The organism is Streptomyces marispadix (assembly GCF_022524345.1).
GTDB classification, from domain to species: Bacteria; Actinomycetota; Actinomycetes; order Streptomycetales; family Streptomycetaceae; genus Streptomyces; species Streptomyces marispadix.
The window spans coordinates 6,397,095-6,412,166 of record NZ_JAKWJU010000002.1 but is presented as its reverse complement, the minus strand read 5'-3'; the positions used below and the strand labels follow the sequence as shown (position 1 = coordinate 6,412,166).

The 15,072-nt window shown below is 69.5% G+C and carries 14 protein-coding genes; 7 read left to right on the top strand and 7 right to left on the bottom strand.

The window, feature by feature from the left end; translation table 11 throughout:
* Nucleotide 1: 1 nt before the first annotated feature.
* Both MMA15_RS26665 and MMA15_RS26655 read right to left on the bottom strand, forming a co-directional pair.
* Nucleotides 2-1,075 carry a cupin domain-containing protein gene (locus MMA15_RS26665; RefSeq protein ID WP_241062718.1) on the bottom strand — a complete coding sequence of 358 codons (1,074 nt, stop codon included), beginning with the start codon at nt 1,073-1,075 and terminating at the stop codon, nt 2-4.
* A 512-nt stretch (nt 1,076-1,587) separates the two neighbouring features.
* The gene (locus MMA15_RS26655; RefSeq protein ID WP_241062717.1) at nt 1,588-2,517 is read right to left on the bottom strand and encodes a MarR family winged helix-turn-helix transcriptional regulator; all 930 of its coding nucleotides are present in this window, start codon (nt 2,515-2,517) and stop codon (nt 1,588-1,590) included.
* A 271-nt stretch (nt 2,518-2,788) separates the two neighbouring features.
* On the opposite strand from MMA15_RS26655, the gene MMA15_RS26650 reads away from it, so the two are divergent.
* Genes MMA15_RS26650 through MMA15_RS26630 form a run of 5 tightly spaced genes read left to right on the top strand, consistent with a single transcriptional unit; the run spans nt 2,789 to nt 5,835 of the window.
* Nucleotides 2,789-4,033 (top strand): aromatic ring-hydroxylating oxygenase subunit alpha, encoded by a 1,245-nt coding sequence (locus tag MMA15_RS26650; protein WP_241062716.1) that lies wholly within the window; start codon nt 2,789-2,791, stop codon nt 4,031-4,033.
* Nucleotides 4,030-4,521 (top strand): aromatic-ring-hydroxylating dioxygenase subunit beta, encoded by a 492-nt coding sequence (locus MMA15_RS26645; RefSeq protein ID WP_241062715.1) that lies wholly within the window; start codon nt 4,030-4,032, stop codon nt 4,519-4,521. Before MMA15_RS26650 ends, MMA15_RS26645 begins: the two co-directional genes overlap by 4 nt.
* 13 nt (nt 4,522-4,534) lie before the next feature.
* Nucleotides 4,535-4,717 (top strand): hypothetical protein, encoded by a 183-nt coding sequence (locus MMA15_RS26640; protein ID WP_241062714.1) that lies wholly within the window; start codon nt 4,535-4,537, stop codon nt 4,715-4,717.
* A 27-nt stretch (nt 4,718-4,744) separates the two neighbouring features.
* Nucleotides 4,745-5,527, top strand: coding sequence for an SDR family NAD(P)-dependent oxidoreductase (locus MMA15_RS26635; protein WP_241062713.1), 783 nt, complete (start codon nt 4,745-4,747; stop codon nt 5,525-5,527).
* Nucleotides 5,524-5,835 (top strand): Dabb family protein, encoded by a 312-nt coding sequence (locus MMA15_RS26630; RefSeq protein ID WP_241062712.1) that lies wholly within the window; start codon nt 5,524-5,526, stop codon nt 5,833-5,835. The genes MMA15_RS26635 and MMA15_RS26630 overlap by 4 nt, the downstream gene beginning before the upstream one ends.
* A 19-nt stretch (nt 5,836-5,854) precedes the next feature.
* Here MMA15_RS26630 and MMA15_RS26625 read toward each other — a convergent pair whose 3' ends face one another.
* Nucleotides 5,855-6,547 (bottom strand): class II aldolase/adducin family protein, encoded by a 693-nt coding sequence (locus MMA15_RS26625; protein WP_241062711.1) that lies wholly within the window; start codon nt 6,545-6,547, stop codon nt 5,855-5,857.
* A gap of 92 nt (nt 6,548-6,639) precedes the next feature.
* On the opposite strand from MMA15_RS26625, the gene MMA15_RS26620 reads away from it, so the two are divergent.
* Nucleotides 6,640-7,827, top strand: a complete 1,188-nt coding sequence (locus MMA15_RS26620; RefSeq protein ID WP_241062710.1) for an NAD(P)/FAD-dependent oxidoreductase — start codon at nt 6,640-6,642, stop codon at nt 7,825-7,827.
* Entirely contained in the window at nt 7,824-8,801 is a 978-nt protein-coding gene (locus MMA15_RS26615) for a dihydrodipicolinate synthase family protein (protein WP_241062709.1), read from the top strand. Before MMA15_RS26620 ends, MMA15_RS26615 begins: the two co-directional genes overlap by 4 nt.
* A 99-nt stretch (nt 8,802-8,900) precedes the next feature.
* Here MMA15_RS26615 and MMA15_RS26610 read toward each other — a convergent pair whose 3' ends face one another.
* The 4 genes from MMA15_RS26610 to MMA15_RS26595 are packed head-to-tail and all read right to left on the bottom strand — an operon-like array spanning nt 8,901 to nt 15,049.
* Complete coding sequence (locus MMA15_RS26610) at nt 8,901-10,052, bottom strand: ABC transporter substrate-binding protein (RefSeq protein ID WP_241062708.1); 1,152 nt, start codon at nt 10,050-10,052, stop codon at nt 8,901-8,903.
* Between the two features lie 15 nt (nt 10,053-10,067).
* Complete coding sequence (locus MMA15_RS26605; protein WP_241062707.1) at nt 10,068-10,823, bottom strand: ABC transporter ATP-binding protein; 756 nt, start codon at nt 10,821-10,823, stop codon at nt 10,068-10,070.
* On the bottom strand, nt 10,804-13,542 hold the full coding sequence (locus MMA15_RS26600; protein WP_241062706.1) for a branched-chain amino acid ABC transporter permease/ATP-binding protein: 2,739 nt from the start codon (nt 13,540-13,542) through the stop codon (nt 10,804-10,806). Before MMA15_RS26600 ends, MMA15_RS26605 begins: the two co-directional genes overlap by 20 nt.
* A 31-nt stretch (nt 13,543-13,573) precedes the next feature.
* Entirely contained in the window at nt 13,574-15,049 is a 1,476-nt protein-coding gene (locus MMA15_RS26595; RefSeq protein ID WP_241062705.1) for an aldehyde dehydrogenase family protein, read from the bottom strand.
* Between the last annotated feature and the right edge of the window lie 23 nt (nt 15,050-15,072).

Below are 15,072 nucleotides of genomic sequence, written 5' to 3'. Positions count from 1 at the left end.
CTCACGGGACGGCCACCGGCCCCGGCACCGCCACGGTGTCGCGACGCATCAGCCCCAGTGCCTCGAGCACCGGCGCGTCGCTCGTGCTGAACAGATCCAGCTCGGTCTCGGCCCGCACGTCCCAGGCAGACCACGAGGGGATCGCCAGGATGTCGCCCGGCCCGACGTCGAACGTCTCGCCGCCGATTGCGACGGACCCGGTGCCGTGCAGCACGCAGGCGACCCTTCCACCGGTCTGCCGTGTCCGGTCGGTACGGCGGCCGGACTCCACCCGGTGCATCTCACATCGCAACGTGGGCATCACGTCTCCGCCGCGGACCGGGTCTGCGAACCGGATGACGGCCACACCGCGGCCGCTTGCCTGGAGCTGCGCCGCCAGCGCGCGGTCGGTGTCGGCCCAGCGATAGGCCAAGAGCGGGGACCTCGTCCCCGGGGCCGAAGGCCCTGCCACCGGAACGAGGCCGGGCCCCCCGCCGTACCAGCTCTCGGACGTCGACTGCGCAGCCGTGGCGGTCGAGGCCACGTCCGTCGGCCCATCCTCGAAGAAGACGGCGCCGAGCGCGGCGACGATCGGAAGATCGAGCACGTCCATCCAAGTCATCGCCTCCGAGGACGGGTTGTGGTGCTCGTGGAACGTCCAGCTCGGCGTGAGGACCAAGTCCCCCTTGCTCATGTGGACCGGGTCGCCGTCGACGAGGGTCCACACTCCCTGGCCCTGGGTGACGAATCGCAGCGCGGCCGGGGTGTGGCGGTGGGCCGGCGCGACTTCCCCTGCGCGGAGGTACTGCACCGCTGCCCAGAGCGTGGGGACGGCGTACGGGGCGCCGTCGAGGCCGGGGTTGCAGCAGGCCAACACCCGGCGGTCTCCTCCGCGTTCGACCGGGACGAGTTCGCCGGAGGCTTCGCCGAGTGCCCGAAGCTCCTCCCCCGGCCACCGGTAGGGCACGGCGCCGACGACCGGCTCAGGTGTCAGCAGGCCCGTCAGCTCCCACAGGGGTTGCAGGTCCGTGACCGACAGCCGGTCGTACAAGACATCCAGGGCTCGGTCGTCCGCCCTGAACCGACGAGTCGACATCCACGATCACCTCGATATTCTGTATACGGACCATTTCGTTGATCGTAGGTTCTCGGTCTTGAATCGGTCAACTATCACCGCGCATCGCTTCCTTGGCGGGGCGCGTCGAGGATCACAACGTATGCGGAGGATTACGGGTGGTTGGTGATGGGCGGTGACGACAGCGCCGTATCCGACGCCGGGCAGGCCGCTGGTCCGGTCACGCCGAGCCAGGGAGGCTCGGGCCGTTGCTGCGTGCGCCGCACTGCCCCTGGCCCCCGGATCACAAGTGCCTCACTCTGATCCGCTCGCCGTCGGCGGGCGGGGGCCGCATCGAGGACGTCAACGCGCTACCTGCCGGGTCGACCGGCTGTCGGCCACGCCCGCCAACTCGATGCCGTGATGCTTCGGCTGCTCCTCGGCTGCTCGCCCTTGCGGTCGCCGCAACCGACGGCCAGCGCTCAATGCCCCCCACCCACAGACGCGACACGTCCCTTGGGGACACGTCCCTTGAGGAATCGGTGACTTGAGGCTCAGTCGGCGTATCCCAGGGCGCGGCAACCCTCGATGAACGCCTGCTTCTGCTGCGCGCCTTCCAGGGGCGCCAACATGCGCTGCTGGACGCGGCGAACCGCGGGGGTGTACTTGGTGAAGTCCTCTCGGAGCGGATTCGTGAGCCGGAGAACCCAGCGCCGGCTGTCGGCGTCGTCTCGCTCCCGGCTGACCCAGCCGCGGTTGACCAGACGTCGCGCGATGTCGGCGATGCTCGACTTGTCCAGGGACGCCAACTCGCCCGCGGTGCCCTGATCTATTCCGGCCGGATGCGACCACAACCCGCTGAGAACGGCGTACTGCGGCGCGGTGGGCACCGGACCGACCTCCTCCCCCCACAGCACGGTGTGCACTTGTTGCGCCCTGCGCAGCAGGTGTCCCGGTGTATCGCGAAGCGAATGGAACGGTCCGGCTCCCGCGTCGGCCTCCGGCACCTGGCCCGCGTAGGCCACGACGCGCAGCGCGTCCAGGAAGGCGGGCCGGTCGCCGACAGGGATGTTGCGCATGAGCCGCGTCTGCACCTCGGCGACGCGGGGAGTGACGACTTCGAGGGCGGTGCGGGCCAGCGGGGTGATCGACAAGGCCTTACGGCGCCGATCGTGCACGTCCGGTGAGACCCGTAGCCAGCCGTTGCCCACGAGCCGGGCCACGACGTCGGCCGTGCTCGACTTGTCGAGCGAGGCGCGCTCCCCCGCGGTGCCCTGGTCGAGACCGTCGGCGGCCGCAACGGCGCACAGCAACGCGTACTGAGGCCCCGTGATGTCCAGGTCCTGGCCGAACTCGTGCGCCCAGAGGACCGCGTGACGCTGTTGCGCTCTTCTCACCAGATGACCCGGAGCCTCGTCGAGGGCGAGCATTTCGGCGCCCGTCCGCACGGACGTCACTTCTGCCCCGCGGCCGGACTTCCCCATCCCCGACTCCTCATCACGATCGGCCGATCCCGGTTCCTCTGCGTACGTCCTCTGCGTACGTACGGATACTAACTCGCGCGGCAGCGGCGGCCGCATGCTGCCATTGACACGGGCTCTTCCCTGACTCTAGGTTCCTCCGTATACGTTCGAGTTTGCTCGGTGGCGCGACTACGGTGTTCACATCGGCGAGCTCACCGACGCACGTGCTCTGCCGGGGCCCGCCATGCGAGCGGGTGTCTGCCCGGGTCTCGACGAATGCCCCGGAGGTGCTGTGAACCTAGATGAGCTGTTGCTCCCCGACCGGGTGCACCGACGTCTCTACACCGACCCAGCGATCTACGACGAAGAGATGCGCACCCTCTTTCGACGTGCCTGGGTATACGTCGGGCACGAGTCCGAGGTGCGCAACGTAGGCGACTACAAGCGGGCGAAGATCGGCAGCGAACCGGTCATCCTGGTGCGCGGCGAGGACGAGGCCGTGCGCGTGCTCGTCAACCGGTGCCTGCACCGGGGCTCCCTCGTCTGCCGCGAAGAGAAGGGGAACGGCAAGTTCTTCAGGTGCCCGTACCACGCCTGGACGTACCGCAACAACGGCGACCTCATGGGAGTTCCGAAGCGAAGCCGCTACCCCAGGGACTTCGACCTCGGCGGACTGGGCCTCGTGAACGTTCCGCGGGTGGAGAGCTATCGAGGACTGGTCTTCGCCTGCTTCGACGACGGCATCGAGCCTCTCGTCGAATACCTGGGGCCGGTGCGCGACTACGTCGATGCCACGCTCGACTTCTCACTCTCCGGCGAGATCGATTTGTCGGCCGGTGTCAGCAGGCACCGGTACCCGGGTAACTGGAAGCTCCAGATGGAGAACGGCGTCGACGGCTACCACACCGCGTTCGTCCACGAGACCTACATCGGCATCATGTCCCGGGCCGAGGAGGTGGAGCTGAAGTTCGGGTCCCACGGCGAAGACCAGGGCTGGACCGAGACGTTCCCACGCGGTCATGCGGTGCTCGCCCGGCGCGCGGACCCGCGGGCCATCGACGTGCTTCGAGAGCAGTTCCCCGAGTACACGAGTGCGCTCGAGGCGAAGCACGGCTCCGAGCGCCTCCTGGAGATCCTCGCGCACATGAACGTGTTCGTCTTTCCGAACCTCTTCCTCATCGGCCACCAGATCCGGGTGGTCCAGCCGGTCTCGGTCGACGAGACCGAGGTGATGATGTACCCCTACTTGCTCACGGACGCTCCAGAGGCGCTGAACCGGAAACGGATGGCCGAGCACGAGGGGTTCTATCCGCCGACGGGATTCGGCACGCCCGACGACTACGAGGTGTTCTCGGCGGTGACCGAGGGGCTGCAAGCCATGTCGACACCGTGGCTGCTGCTCAACCGGGGCGCGCACGACTGCCAAGACCTCGGCGACGGCGTCCGCCGTGGTTCGCCGACGGACGAGATCCATCAACGAGGCATGTACGCCGAGTACGCCCGCCTGGTGGGAAGCGACCAAGGGGGCGGGGCATGAGCATGCCGGAATCCCCCAGCACCTTCAGCCGCGGCGACGCCGAGGACTGGCTGTACCACGAGGCCGAGCTGCTGGATCAGTGGCGATTGCACGACTGGCTCGACCTGTTCACCGACGACGCCACCTATCACGTCCCGGACGGCATCGACGACTCGCCCGCCCCTGTCCGGGCAGCGTTGATCAACGACGACCGCGTACGGCTGGAGGAGCGGGTCTGGAGGCTCGTCACCGGGCCCGCTCACGCTCAGATCCCCCGCTCGACCACCCGTCGGCTGATCTCCAACGTCCGTGTCGCCGGGGCCGAGGACGACGTACTCGTGACCTCGAACTTCCTTGTCCACGAGATCCGCAAGGGTCAGGAGCGGTCCTTCGTCGGCCAGTACCGCCACCGCTTGAGCCCCGCCCCCGACGGTTGGAAGGTCGCGGCCCGTACGGCGTTGTTGCAGAACAGCGTGCTGCCTCTGTTCAACGTCTCGATCATCATCTAGGCAAGGGGCAGCCGTGCACCTGCGGAGCGAGTTCGCGTGCGTTGAACTGCTGATCGACCGGTCGGCGAACGGCCCACGATTGCTGATCCGCGATCTCAACAGCGGCCGGGAGATCCTGCTGGACCCACTCGAGGTCGAGAGCATTACGCGGATGGGCGACGTGTTTCAGGACTTCGTCCCGCCCCCCGTCGACTGACTGCCGGCCAGTGAGGAAGGTGATTTCGTGCGGAAGGTCGCCGTGGTGACCGGCGCCGGGCGCGGGCTGGGTGCGAGCATCGCCCGCTCCCTGGCGGACGGCGGCGCCCGGGTGTTCGTCAACGACATCGACGGCGACCTGGCCGCGCGCACCGTCTCCGAGATCGAGGAGGCGGGCGGTGAGGCGAGCGCACTCACCGGCGACGTATCGTCGGCCGCGTCGGTCGACGAACTCGTCGGACACGTCGTCGCCCGGGAAGGCCGCATCGACTGGCTCGTCAACAACGTGGCCTCGTACGTGCGCCACGTCGGGCCCTTCTGGGAGACCGATCCCGAAGAGTGGGAACGCATCCTCCGGCTGACACTCACCACGACCTTCCTGTGCTCGCGCGCCGCGGCTCCCCACATGGTCGAGCGGCGGTTCGGACGCATCGTCAACATCGCGTCGCAGGCGGCCTTCGGCTACGTGCCATGGCAGGGCCCGCATTACCACGCAGCGAAGGCAGGCGTCGTGCACCTGACGCGCACCATGGCCGTCGAACTCGCTCCTCACGGGGTCACGGTCAACGCCATGTCGCCCACGGCCATCGAGCGCGAACCCGGAGACAAGGGTTCCGCGGTCCGGGACCCCGAGCGGCAGGCGATCATCGACCACATCCCCCTCGGACGCCTCGCCCGGGCGGAGGAGGCCGTGGCCGCGGTGGCGTTCCTGCTGTCGGACCAGGCCTCGTTCGTGACGGGTGAGACCTTGGCGGTCAACGGCGGGGTGCTCGGTTACGGGATCCGGCCTCCCGGCGGCTCGGCCCCGTGATCCGCCAGATCGTGCTGGTGCGGCTGTCGCCGGACGCTCCGGCGGACGCCGTACCCAAGATGGCAGCGGCGCTGCTGGCCCTACGCGCGGAGTTCTCACAGATCGAGGACATGTGCGTGGGCGAGGATCTGCGCGTCCGCCCGGACAACTACGACTTCGGCTACACGGCGGACTTCGCCACGGTCGACGACTACCTGGCCTTCCGCGAGGACGAGCGCCACTGGGAGACGATCCGTACGGCGGTGACACCCTACCTCGCCGAGCGCGCCGGTGTCGTGATGGAGATCCCGGACCCGGCCGACCCCTAGCGAGGGCGATCGGCAGCACTCACCGGCGGCTCTCGTGTGCGCGTCGCACCAGATAGTCGAAGCCCGACGCGAGGCTCGCCGGTGTCCACATCGATTGTTTCGCCGCCACCTCCGAGGCATCGCTCCACAGCCGGGGGCCGCCCGCCTGGAGCGCCCGAAGCTGATGCGCGCACGCCCGGTCCAGGAGCACGGCGTACATGGCCGCCTCCGCGAGCGTCGCCGCAGCCGTCACCAGCCCGTGCCCGGGGATGAGCACCCCGTTCGCATCCCCGAGGGTCGCGGCGAGCGCCGCTCCGAGCTCGGCGCTGCGGATCAGGTCTGCCGTCTCGGTGAAGCGCGGCACGTCCGGCGCCGCGAAGGGGACGCCATCGTGGGAGATCGCCCTGAGCGGCGTCGCGAGGGAGGCGAATACGACGGCCGCGCCGGCGTGCGTGTGGACCACGGCCGACACCTCGGGACGTACCCGGAGGATCTCCGCATGGATCGGCCACTCGACGTGGCGTGGCCCTGTTCCGGCCAGCATCGATCCGTCGCTCGACAACAGGACCAGGCGATCTCGGGTGACCTCGTCGAAGCCCCATCCGGCGGCCTTCATCCAGAAACCGCCGGTGGAGGCGTCTCGCAACGCGACGTGTCCCCACACCAGGTCGCCGTGACCGGCGTTACCGAGTGCGTGATAGCCCTCCACGAGCTGGTCGACCTCGTCAGTCATCGCGACGCCTTTGCAAATTAGTATGCATACGGAGGATTTCCGGGTAGAGTCGCAGTCAGCTCAGGTCAGGTCAAGTGCCGTGAAGGGACGTCGTGGAAGCCATACGTCGTGTCGTCGTCGTCGGAGCCTCGCTCGCCGGCGTGCGCGCCACAGAGTCGTTGCGTGCGGAGGGCTTCGACGGAGACATCGTCCTGGTCGGCGCGGAGCGCCATCTTCCCTACGACCGGCCACCGCTCTCCAAGCAGTACCTCACGGGCGACTGGTCCGCCGACCGCCTTCCGCTGCGTCCCCGAAGTCACTATGACGATCTCGGAGTCGACCTGCGCCTGGGTACGGCTGCCGCGGGCGCCGATCTCCAGGCGGGGCGGCTGGACCTCGCCGACGGCGGCGAAGTCGCATTCGACGGCCTCGTCGTCGCGACGGGGGCCACTGCGCGGACGCTGCCGGTCGAGGCGCTCGCCGGCGTCACCGTGCTCCGGACCCTCGATGACGCAGCCGACCTGCGGCGGTCCCTCCTCCGGCGCGACGGCGGGCGACTGGTCATCATCGGTGGCGGCTTCATCGGGCTCGAGGTAGCTGCTGCGGCGCGGTCCTTGGGCGTCCACGTCACAGTCGTCGAAGCGGCCGACCGGCTGCTCGCCCGGGTCGCCGACCGCCGGGCCGGGGAGACGATGCAGGCCCTGCACCGCGAACACGGCGTGGAGTTCCGGCTGGGGGTGGGAGTCAGCGGGGTCCGCGGTTCCGGCCGGGTCGAGTCGGTGCACCTCACGGACGGTTCCACACTCGTCGCAGACGCGGTCGTGGTGGGGATCGGCGCCACGCCTGCCGTCGAGTGGCTGGCGGGGTCGGGACTTCGTCTGGACGACGGCGTGGTGTGCGACAGCGGGTGCTTCGCGGCTCCGCGCGTGGTCGCCGCCGGCGACGTCGCGCGCTGGTACGACACGCGATCCGGCCGCCTTATCCGTCATGAGCACTGGACCAACGCCACCGAGCAGGCCCGCCGCGCCGCCGCCAACCTGTTGAACGGTCCCGACGGCGCCCTCCCCTACGTCCCGGTTCCCTACGTCTGGTCCGACCAGTACGGCCTCCGATTCCAGACGGCCGGCGAGCTCAGCGACTCGGCCGAGCGTCGTTGGGAAGGGAATCCCGCCTCCCCCAGGTTCGTCACCCGGCACCTGACGGACGGGCGGCTGACCGGCGTGGTCGGCATGGGCATGAACCGGGAGTTCATCGCCCGCCGACGGCAGCTTGTCGCCGAGCACGAGACGATCGGCGCATGACGCCCGCCGTATCGGCCGGCGACCTCACGGGCCTGCTCGCGATCATCCCCACCCCTGCCCTCCCGGAAGCACACCGCTGGGACGCGGACGCCACGGTGGATCTCGCCGAGACCTCGCGGACGGTGGAGGCCCTGCTGGCGGACGGAGTCGACGGCGTGATCGCCCTGGGCACGACCGGTGAGTGCCCCACCCTGCCCGCGGGCGAGTACGAGTCCCTGGTGCGGTGCCTCGCCGAAACGGTCGACGGCCGCGTCCCCCTCTTCGTCGGTGCCACGACCACCGGCGCCTACGACACATATGCCCGTATGGACGTCCTGCGTCGCGCCGGCGTCGACGGCACCCTGTTGGGACTGCCCATGTGGCAACCGCTGACCGAGCGCGCCGCCGTCGACTACTTCGCGCAGGTCTCCCACTACTTCCCTGACCTGGCGGTCATGGTCTACGCGAACCAACGCGCGTTCCGCTTCCCGTTCGCCGACGCCACCGGCTTCTGGCAGGGCGTGGCGGCCTCGGCTCCGACGGTCGTGGCGGCCAAGTGCTCCCGCCCAGGCGCCCTGTCCGAGAACCGGCGCGTGACCCGGCACCGGGTCAACTTCCTGCCGAGCGACATGGTCGTCACGCAGTTCCGTGCCATCGGCGCGGAGGAGACGACCGCGTTCTGGGCGACCGCCGCGGCCATGGGGCCGCAACCGTGCCTGGCGCTGCGCGACGCGTTGGCGGCGGGCGACGAAGCCTCGCTCGACGAGGTCAGCTCGCGAATCCTGTGGGCAGCGGAGCCGTTCATCGAACTGGCGAAGGAAGACGAGCTGTTCGCGTCCTACAACGTGCAGCTAGAGCGGACCCGGATCAACGCCGCCGGCTACTGCCGCAGCGGCCCCATCCGTCCGCCGTACTCGCACGTGCCCGACGAGATCGCAGCGGTGGCCTTGGAGTCGGCGCGCCGGTGGCGCACCCTCGTCGACCAATTCGGCTGAGCGTCTGACACGAAGTCCGGGGCGGACAGGACCAGTGGCCGGGTCTCTCACGCGCTGTCCGGCCGGCTCGACGGCCGGCCGGACAGGGCGCTCCTTGGTTCAGTCGGCGAGACTCCACTGCTTTGCAGCCGGGTCATAGCGGGCCATCGTCCAGTTGCCGAGCGTCGAGACGTTGTGCCGGCTCTCGGAGAACGAGATCGTCCAGTTCAGGCCCTGGGACTCGTCAAGGCCTTCCATGTAGCCGACGATGTCGTCGCGTTCGGTCCCGGCCTTGTCCAGCGCCTGAGCGATCACCTGGAACGAGTCGTAGACGCTCTGTACTACGAAGCTCGGCGGTGCGTCCGCCGCCTTCTCGAACGCCCGCTGGAACTCGCGAACCTGGTCGGCACGTTCGGCGTCGTCGAGGTCGTCCGGCAGCCACGACGGCGTCACGGCGAACAGCGTCTCCGAGGGAAGGGCCTTCGAGGCCGCGGCGAAGAAGTCCGCCGAGGTGTTGGAACCGGCGAGTGCTGTGGGGAGATCGGCGTCGAGCTGCTTCAGCCCTTTCAACGCCACACCCGCGGCAGCTCCCGACGCCGCGACGTACACGTAGTCCGGGTCGGTGTCGAGGAGTCTGTTGAGCTGTGCTGTCGCATCGACGTCCTCGGCGGCGAACCGTTCGACGGCTACCTTCACCCCGAGCTTCTCAGCCGACTTCTCGATGTTCTCGACGGCGATGGTGCCGGTCTGGTCCGTCGTGGCGAGCAACGCCATCCGCTCGTAGTCACGGTCGGCCGCGTGCTGCACGATCGTGTGGTTCATGTCGGCGGCGCTGCCGTAGACCGAGAAGATGGGGCTGTCGGGAGACGGCACCACGTACGGCGACGGCGTGATCGAGGGCGGACCCGTCCGCAGGATGGGTGCCGCCTTGGCGTGGATCGCGCCGATGACGGGGCCGAAGATCATGTCGACCGGGTCCTCTTGGGCGAACTTCCTGGCGCAGGCCGACGCCCCTTCGGGTGTCGACTTGTCATCGCAGGTGACGTACTCGATGTCGAGGTCCGCAGTCGTCGGATCGATCTCCTTGAAGGCGTCCAGGGCGGCCTCGATGTCTTCGCCCAGGGCGGCAGCCGGCCCTGAGCGGGAGAGTATGACGCCGACGCGTGGGCCGTCGCCGCCACTTCGTTTGTCGTCCGCGCAGGCAGACGCTCCAGCCACGAGGATCAGGCAGGTCACCCCCGCCGCGGCATGTCTGACGTGTGTTCTCTTCACGGTTCTTCCCTTCTGTCAGCCCGGAGGACGGTCTCGGTCGTAACCGAGGTAGACGGCCGACAAGTCGTCGGACAGGTCGGTGCCGGGTTCGGGGCCTGGGGCGATCCGGCCCCCAGTGAGGACGAAGGAGCGGCCGGCCACGCGCATGGCCGCGCGCGCGTTCTGCTCGGCGACGAGCACGGTCACACCGGTAGCGCTGACCGCGTGCAGCCGGTCGAAGACCTCGGACACCACTCGCGGCGCGAGACCGAGTGACGGCTCGTCCAGGATCAGCACGTCAGGGCGAGCGATCAGGGCGCGCCCGATGGCGAGCATCTGCTGCTGGCCGCCGGACATCCGGCCGGCGGTCTGGAGGCGACGCTCCTTGAGGATCGGGAACTCTCGGTAGATCTGCTCCAGCGCGTCGTCCACCGCCTGCGAGCGGAAGCGTCTGTTCCAAACCGTGGTGCCCAGCAGGAGGTTGTCCCTGACCGAGAGCTCCGGGATCAGCGCTCGGCCTTCGGGGACGACGGCCACGCCTGCGCGAGCGATCTCGTGCGTCGGCCATCGGCTGACGTCCCGGCCGTGGAGGCGTACCGTGCCGCTGCTCAGGGTCGCCATGCCCACGACCGCGCGCAGCAGCGTGGTCTTGCCCACGCCGTTGGCGCCCAGCAGGGCAACGCATTCACCACGGCGAATCTGGAGGTCCACTCCGTGCACGACACGCAGTCGGCCGTAGCCGGCGGTCACGTCGACGAGTTCGAGGGCGAGTTCAGACTCCGAGGTAGGCATCGATCACCTCCGGTGAGAGGCGGACGACGTCCGCCGGGCCGTCCGCGATGACGCATCCCTCGTTGAGGACGACGATGCGGTCGGACACCTCCATGACAAGGCTCATGTCGTGCTCGACGAGCACGACTGCCAGACCCTCCTCGGCCAGCCCCCTCAGGAGCTGTGCCAGGCGCGGGAGGTCGTCCTCGAACAGGCCGCCGGCCGGTTCGTCCAGCAAGAGCACCTCGGGTGCCGACGCCAGGGCGCGCGCAACCTCGAGCAGCTTCTGGTCGCTGGTCGACAGCGTGCTCGCCTCGGCCCGGGCCAGGTGGGCGATCCCGACCCGGCGGAGCTGTTCGCAGGCCGTCGCTTCCATCGCGGCGAGCTCACGCTGCCCTCGCCACCATGACCGCAGGATGCCGCCGCGACCGCGGCGGAACGTGCCCAGCATCGCCACCTCCAGCACCGTCATATGGGGCGGGATTCTGGGGAGCTGGAACGCCCGGGCGATGCCGAGCCGCGCGCAGGTGCCGGCGCCGATGCCCGTGAGGTCACGTTCGCCGAGCCGTACGGTGCCGGAGGTCGGCCGGCGGCTGCCGGCCAGGACGGCGAGCAAGGTGCTCTTGCCCGCGCCGTTCGGCCCGATCAGTCCGGTGATCAAGCCTGGGGCGACTTCGAGGTCGACCCCCGAGAGGGCCACGATTCCTCCGAACCTCACCTCGACACCACTGGCCGTGAGCCTCAGTCGGGGCTCGGTCCGCGGATCTCGCGCGGGCACCTCCGCCGGGGCGGCTGCGGCACTTACGGATAGGTGGCCAGGGGCTGCGGCCTCAGGGGACTGTGGCGTGGCGTCGGCGTCGCCGCGTCGCCGCAAGGACTGGAGGACGGATCGCAGACCGCCCATCAGTCCTCGGGGCATGAGCAGAACGATCGCGACGATCGCGAAACCCTGGATGACGAGCTGATACGACGCGACGCTCTCACCGGCCTCGGGCAGCAGCCGCACCAAGGGGATGCCGAGGGCCGCGCCGAACACCGTCCCCAGACCCCCGAGCAGCAGTCCGAGGATCGCGTCGATCCCGCCGAGGAAGCCGAGCACCGAGGGCGAGACGGAGAGGTAGGAGTGCGCGGTCAAGACCCCGGCCGCTGCGGCGTAGGCGGCTGACAGGCAGAACACCCGTAGCTTGATCGAGAACGGGGAGGCGCCGACAGCCGCTGCGAGCGCCTCGTCGTGGCCGACGGTCCGCATCGCGTAGCCGAAGCGGCTTCGCACCAGCCTGGCCGCGATCGCCATGCCGAGAGCGGCCGTGAGCCACGTCGCGGCGAACAGCTTCTCCGGAGTGTCGAGAGCGAAGGGGCCGATGCCCAGCGTCGTCAGGACCGGCAGGCCGGACGGGCCGCCCAGCTGTTCCGGCAAGCCGTCGGCCAAGGCTTCCAGGCCCATGGCCACGGCGAGCGTCGCCAGCGTGAAGAAGTAACCACGAAGCCGCAGTACGACGGCGCCGACCAGCCCCGCCATGGCCACGCTGCCCGCCATCGCGACAGCCACGGCGAGCAAGGGGCTCGCGTCCCACCACTTCGCGGCCAGGGCGACCAGGTACGCCGAAGCCCCCATGAAGGTCGTCTGGCCTAGGGAGAGTTGCCCCGTGTAACCCAGGAGCAGGTCGAGTCCCACCCCCACCACGACGAGCACACCGACGAACGTCCAGACGGAGAGCCAGTAAGGAGCGAGCAGATGGGGTCCGGCGAGACCGAAGGCCGCGATGACGGCCAGCGCCGCGAACCGGCCTCTGCGCCCGGCGGACGCCAGTGGACGTGCCCGACCGGCGACGGCGTGCAGACGCGGAACGGCAGTACGACGAGCCCTCCACAGCCTCAACGTCCGCCAGCGGCGCCCTGAAGCCTCCGACTCCGACCTGACGAGGAGCACGACGATCAGTAGCGCAAGTGCGAGCGGCGTCTTCATCGTGGACTGCCCGACGTGCACCGCCGTGGCCTCCAGCACTCCGAGCAGCAGCCCGCCGGCGACAGCGCCGCGGACCGAGCGCAGTCCGCCGAACGCGGCGGCGATGAAGCCGGAGATGGTCAGTCCGAGCCCGGCGTGGTAGGAGACGAACACCAGCGGCGTGACGACGATGCCGGCGAGCGCACCCACTCCCCCGGCGACCGCGTAGGTCAGCCTCGCCACCGAGTTCGTACGGATGCCGAGCAGACCGGCCCGCGAAGACAGGGCGGCCACGGCGCTCATCTGCGCACCGAGCATCGTCCTGGTCAGCAGGAACCACAGGAGCGCGCAGGTCACCGCGAGCGCCGTGAAGAGAACGATCGTCTGCGGGGTGATCGACAGGCCCCATATGTCGAAGGGCTCGTCGCGGTCGAAGAGGCCGGGCAGGCTTCGCTCGTCGGTGTCCCAGAGCATGCGTGCGACGCCGGCCATCATCAGCGCGATGCCGATGCTGCCGAGCAGTTGGGTCGCGTGCGGCGCGGACTCCATCCGCGCGACCACCACGACTTGGAGGACCGCGGCGATCACGGCGACGGCCACAACGGCGATCACGGCGGCGACCAGGATCGGCAGCCCGAGCCCGACCAGGGTGCTCGCGATGAGCGCGCCGTACACGTAGAACTCGCCCTGAGCGAGGTTCACGTTCCGGGAGACGGAGAAGACCAGGACGATCCCGAGTCCCAGCAGGGCGTAGACGGAGCCGGTCGCCAGTCCGCCGAGCAGTGCCTGCGTCATGGGGCGTTCTCCTCGCCCGCGGCCACGGCGCTCACCGGAGGATCCGGTCCGAGAGCACGCGCGGCTCGGTGTAGGAGCGCAGGCCCGCGGTGCCGAAGGCGCGGCCCACACCGCTCTGCTTGACGCCGCCGATACCGGCGGCGTAGTCGAACGCGGGACCCGCGTGGGCGTTCACGAAGACCTGCCCGGCCTCTAGGCGGCGACCGACGTCGAAGCCGTGGTCGCGGTCCGCCGACCACACCGATGCACACAATCCGTAGCTGGTGTCGTTGGCACGGGCCACGACCTCGTCGGTCGTCCGGAATGCGAGCACCGGCACCACGGGGCCGAACTGCTCGGCGCGCACCAACTCCGACCGCTCATCCGCCCCCGACACGAGCTGCGGCTGGAGGAAGTGGCCTCCGGTGTCCGGGCCTCCGCTGGGAAGCACCGATCCCAGCGCGGTTGCCCGGGCGCCGCCGCCGACGGCTTCCGTCATGACCCGGGTGACGTGTTCGAGCTGCGAGGCATTGTTGAGCGGGCCCAGCGTCGCCTCGGGGTCCGCCCCGTGGCCGACGCGGATCGATGCCGTCGTCGCCTTGAATGCGTCGACGAACTCGTCTATTCGACGCTCGTGGACGTAGATCCGCTTGATCGCCCAGCACAGCTGGCCGCTGGTGATGAAGGCGGAGGCCGCGATCCGGGACACTTGGTCCTCATCGAGGTCGGCGTCCTCGAGCACGATTGCGGGGTCGTTTCCCCCCAGTTCGAGGGTGACGCTGCGGATTCCGTCGGCGGCAGCGGCGTAGACCCGCCGGCCGTTGGCGATGCTTCCGGTGAAGACCACCTTGCGGATATCGGCGTGCGATACGAGCGCAGCGCCGACGTCGCCTCCGCCCACCAGTACGCCGAGCACACCGTCGGGCAGGGCGCGGGCCAGCACGGCAGCCATGGCCGTGACGGTCAGGGGCGTGTTCGGTGCCGGCTTGAGGACGACCGGATTCCCGGCGAGCAGCGCCGGGAGGATCTTGTTGAAGCTCAGGAGGACGGGCCAGTTCCAGGGAGTTATGGCTGCTACGGGGCCGACTGCCGGATAGTCGATCTCGCGTCGGCCGCGCTCGTCTTCGAGCACCTCGGTACGCAGCGCCGCATCCGCCTGCTCGGCGAAGATCTCGAAGAGGCGGGTGGAGCGAAGGACTTCACCGGTGCTCTCGGTGCGGATCTTGCCCTGCTCCGACGTCAGCACCTCGTCCCATCCGTTCGACTGCGAGGCCTCGATGAGCTGCTGCGTGGCCGACCGAAGCAGTTCGATGCGCTCGTCCAGGGGCGTCGCAGCCCATTGCGGGGCGACGCGGACGGCGGCGGAGACCGCCTCGTCGGCCTCGGCAGCCGACGCGGCCAGGGCGTACCCGACGACGACGTCCGGACGACCGGGGTCGTGGATCGCGTAGCGCTCGCCCCCGAGGGATCTGTGACCGGCGAAGCTGCCGACTTCTACAGCCGGATGCGGGGTCGCTGAACTGGGCATGCGGCGATGACCTTCCTTGCGAG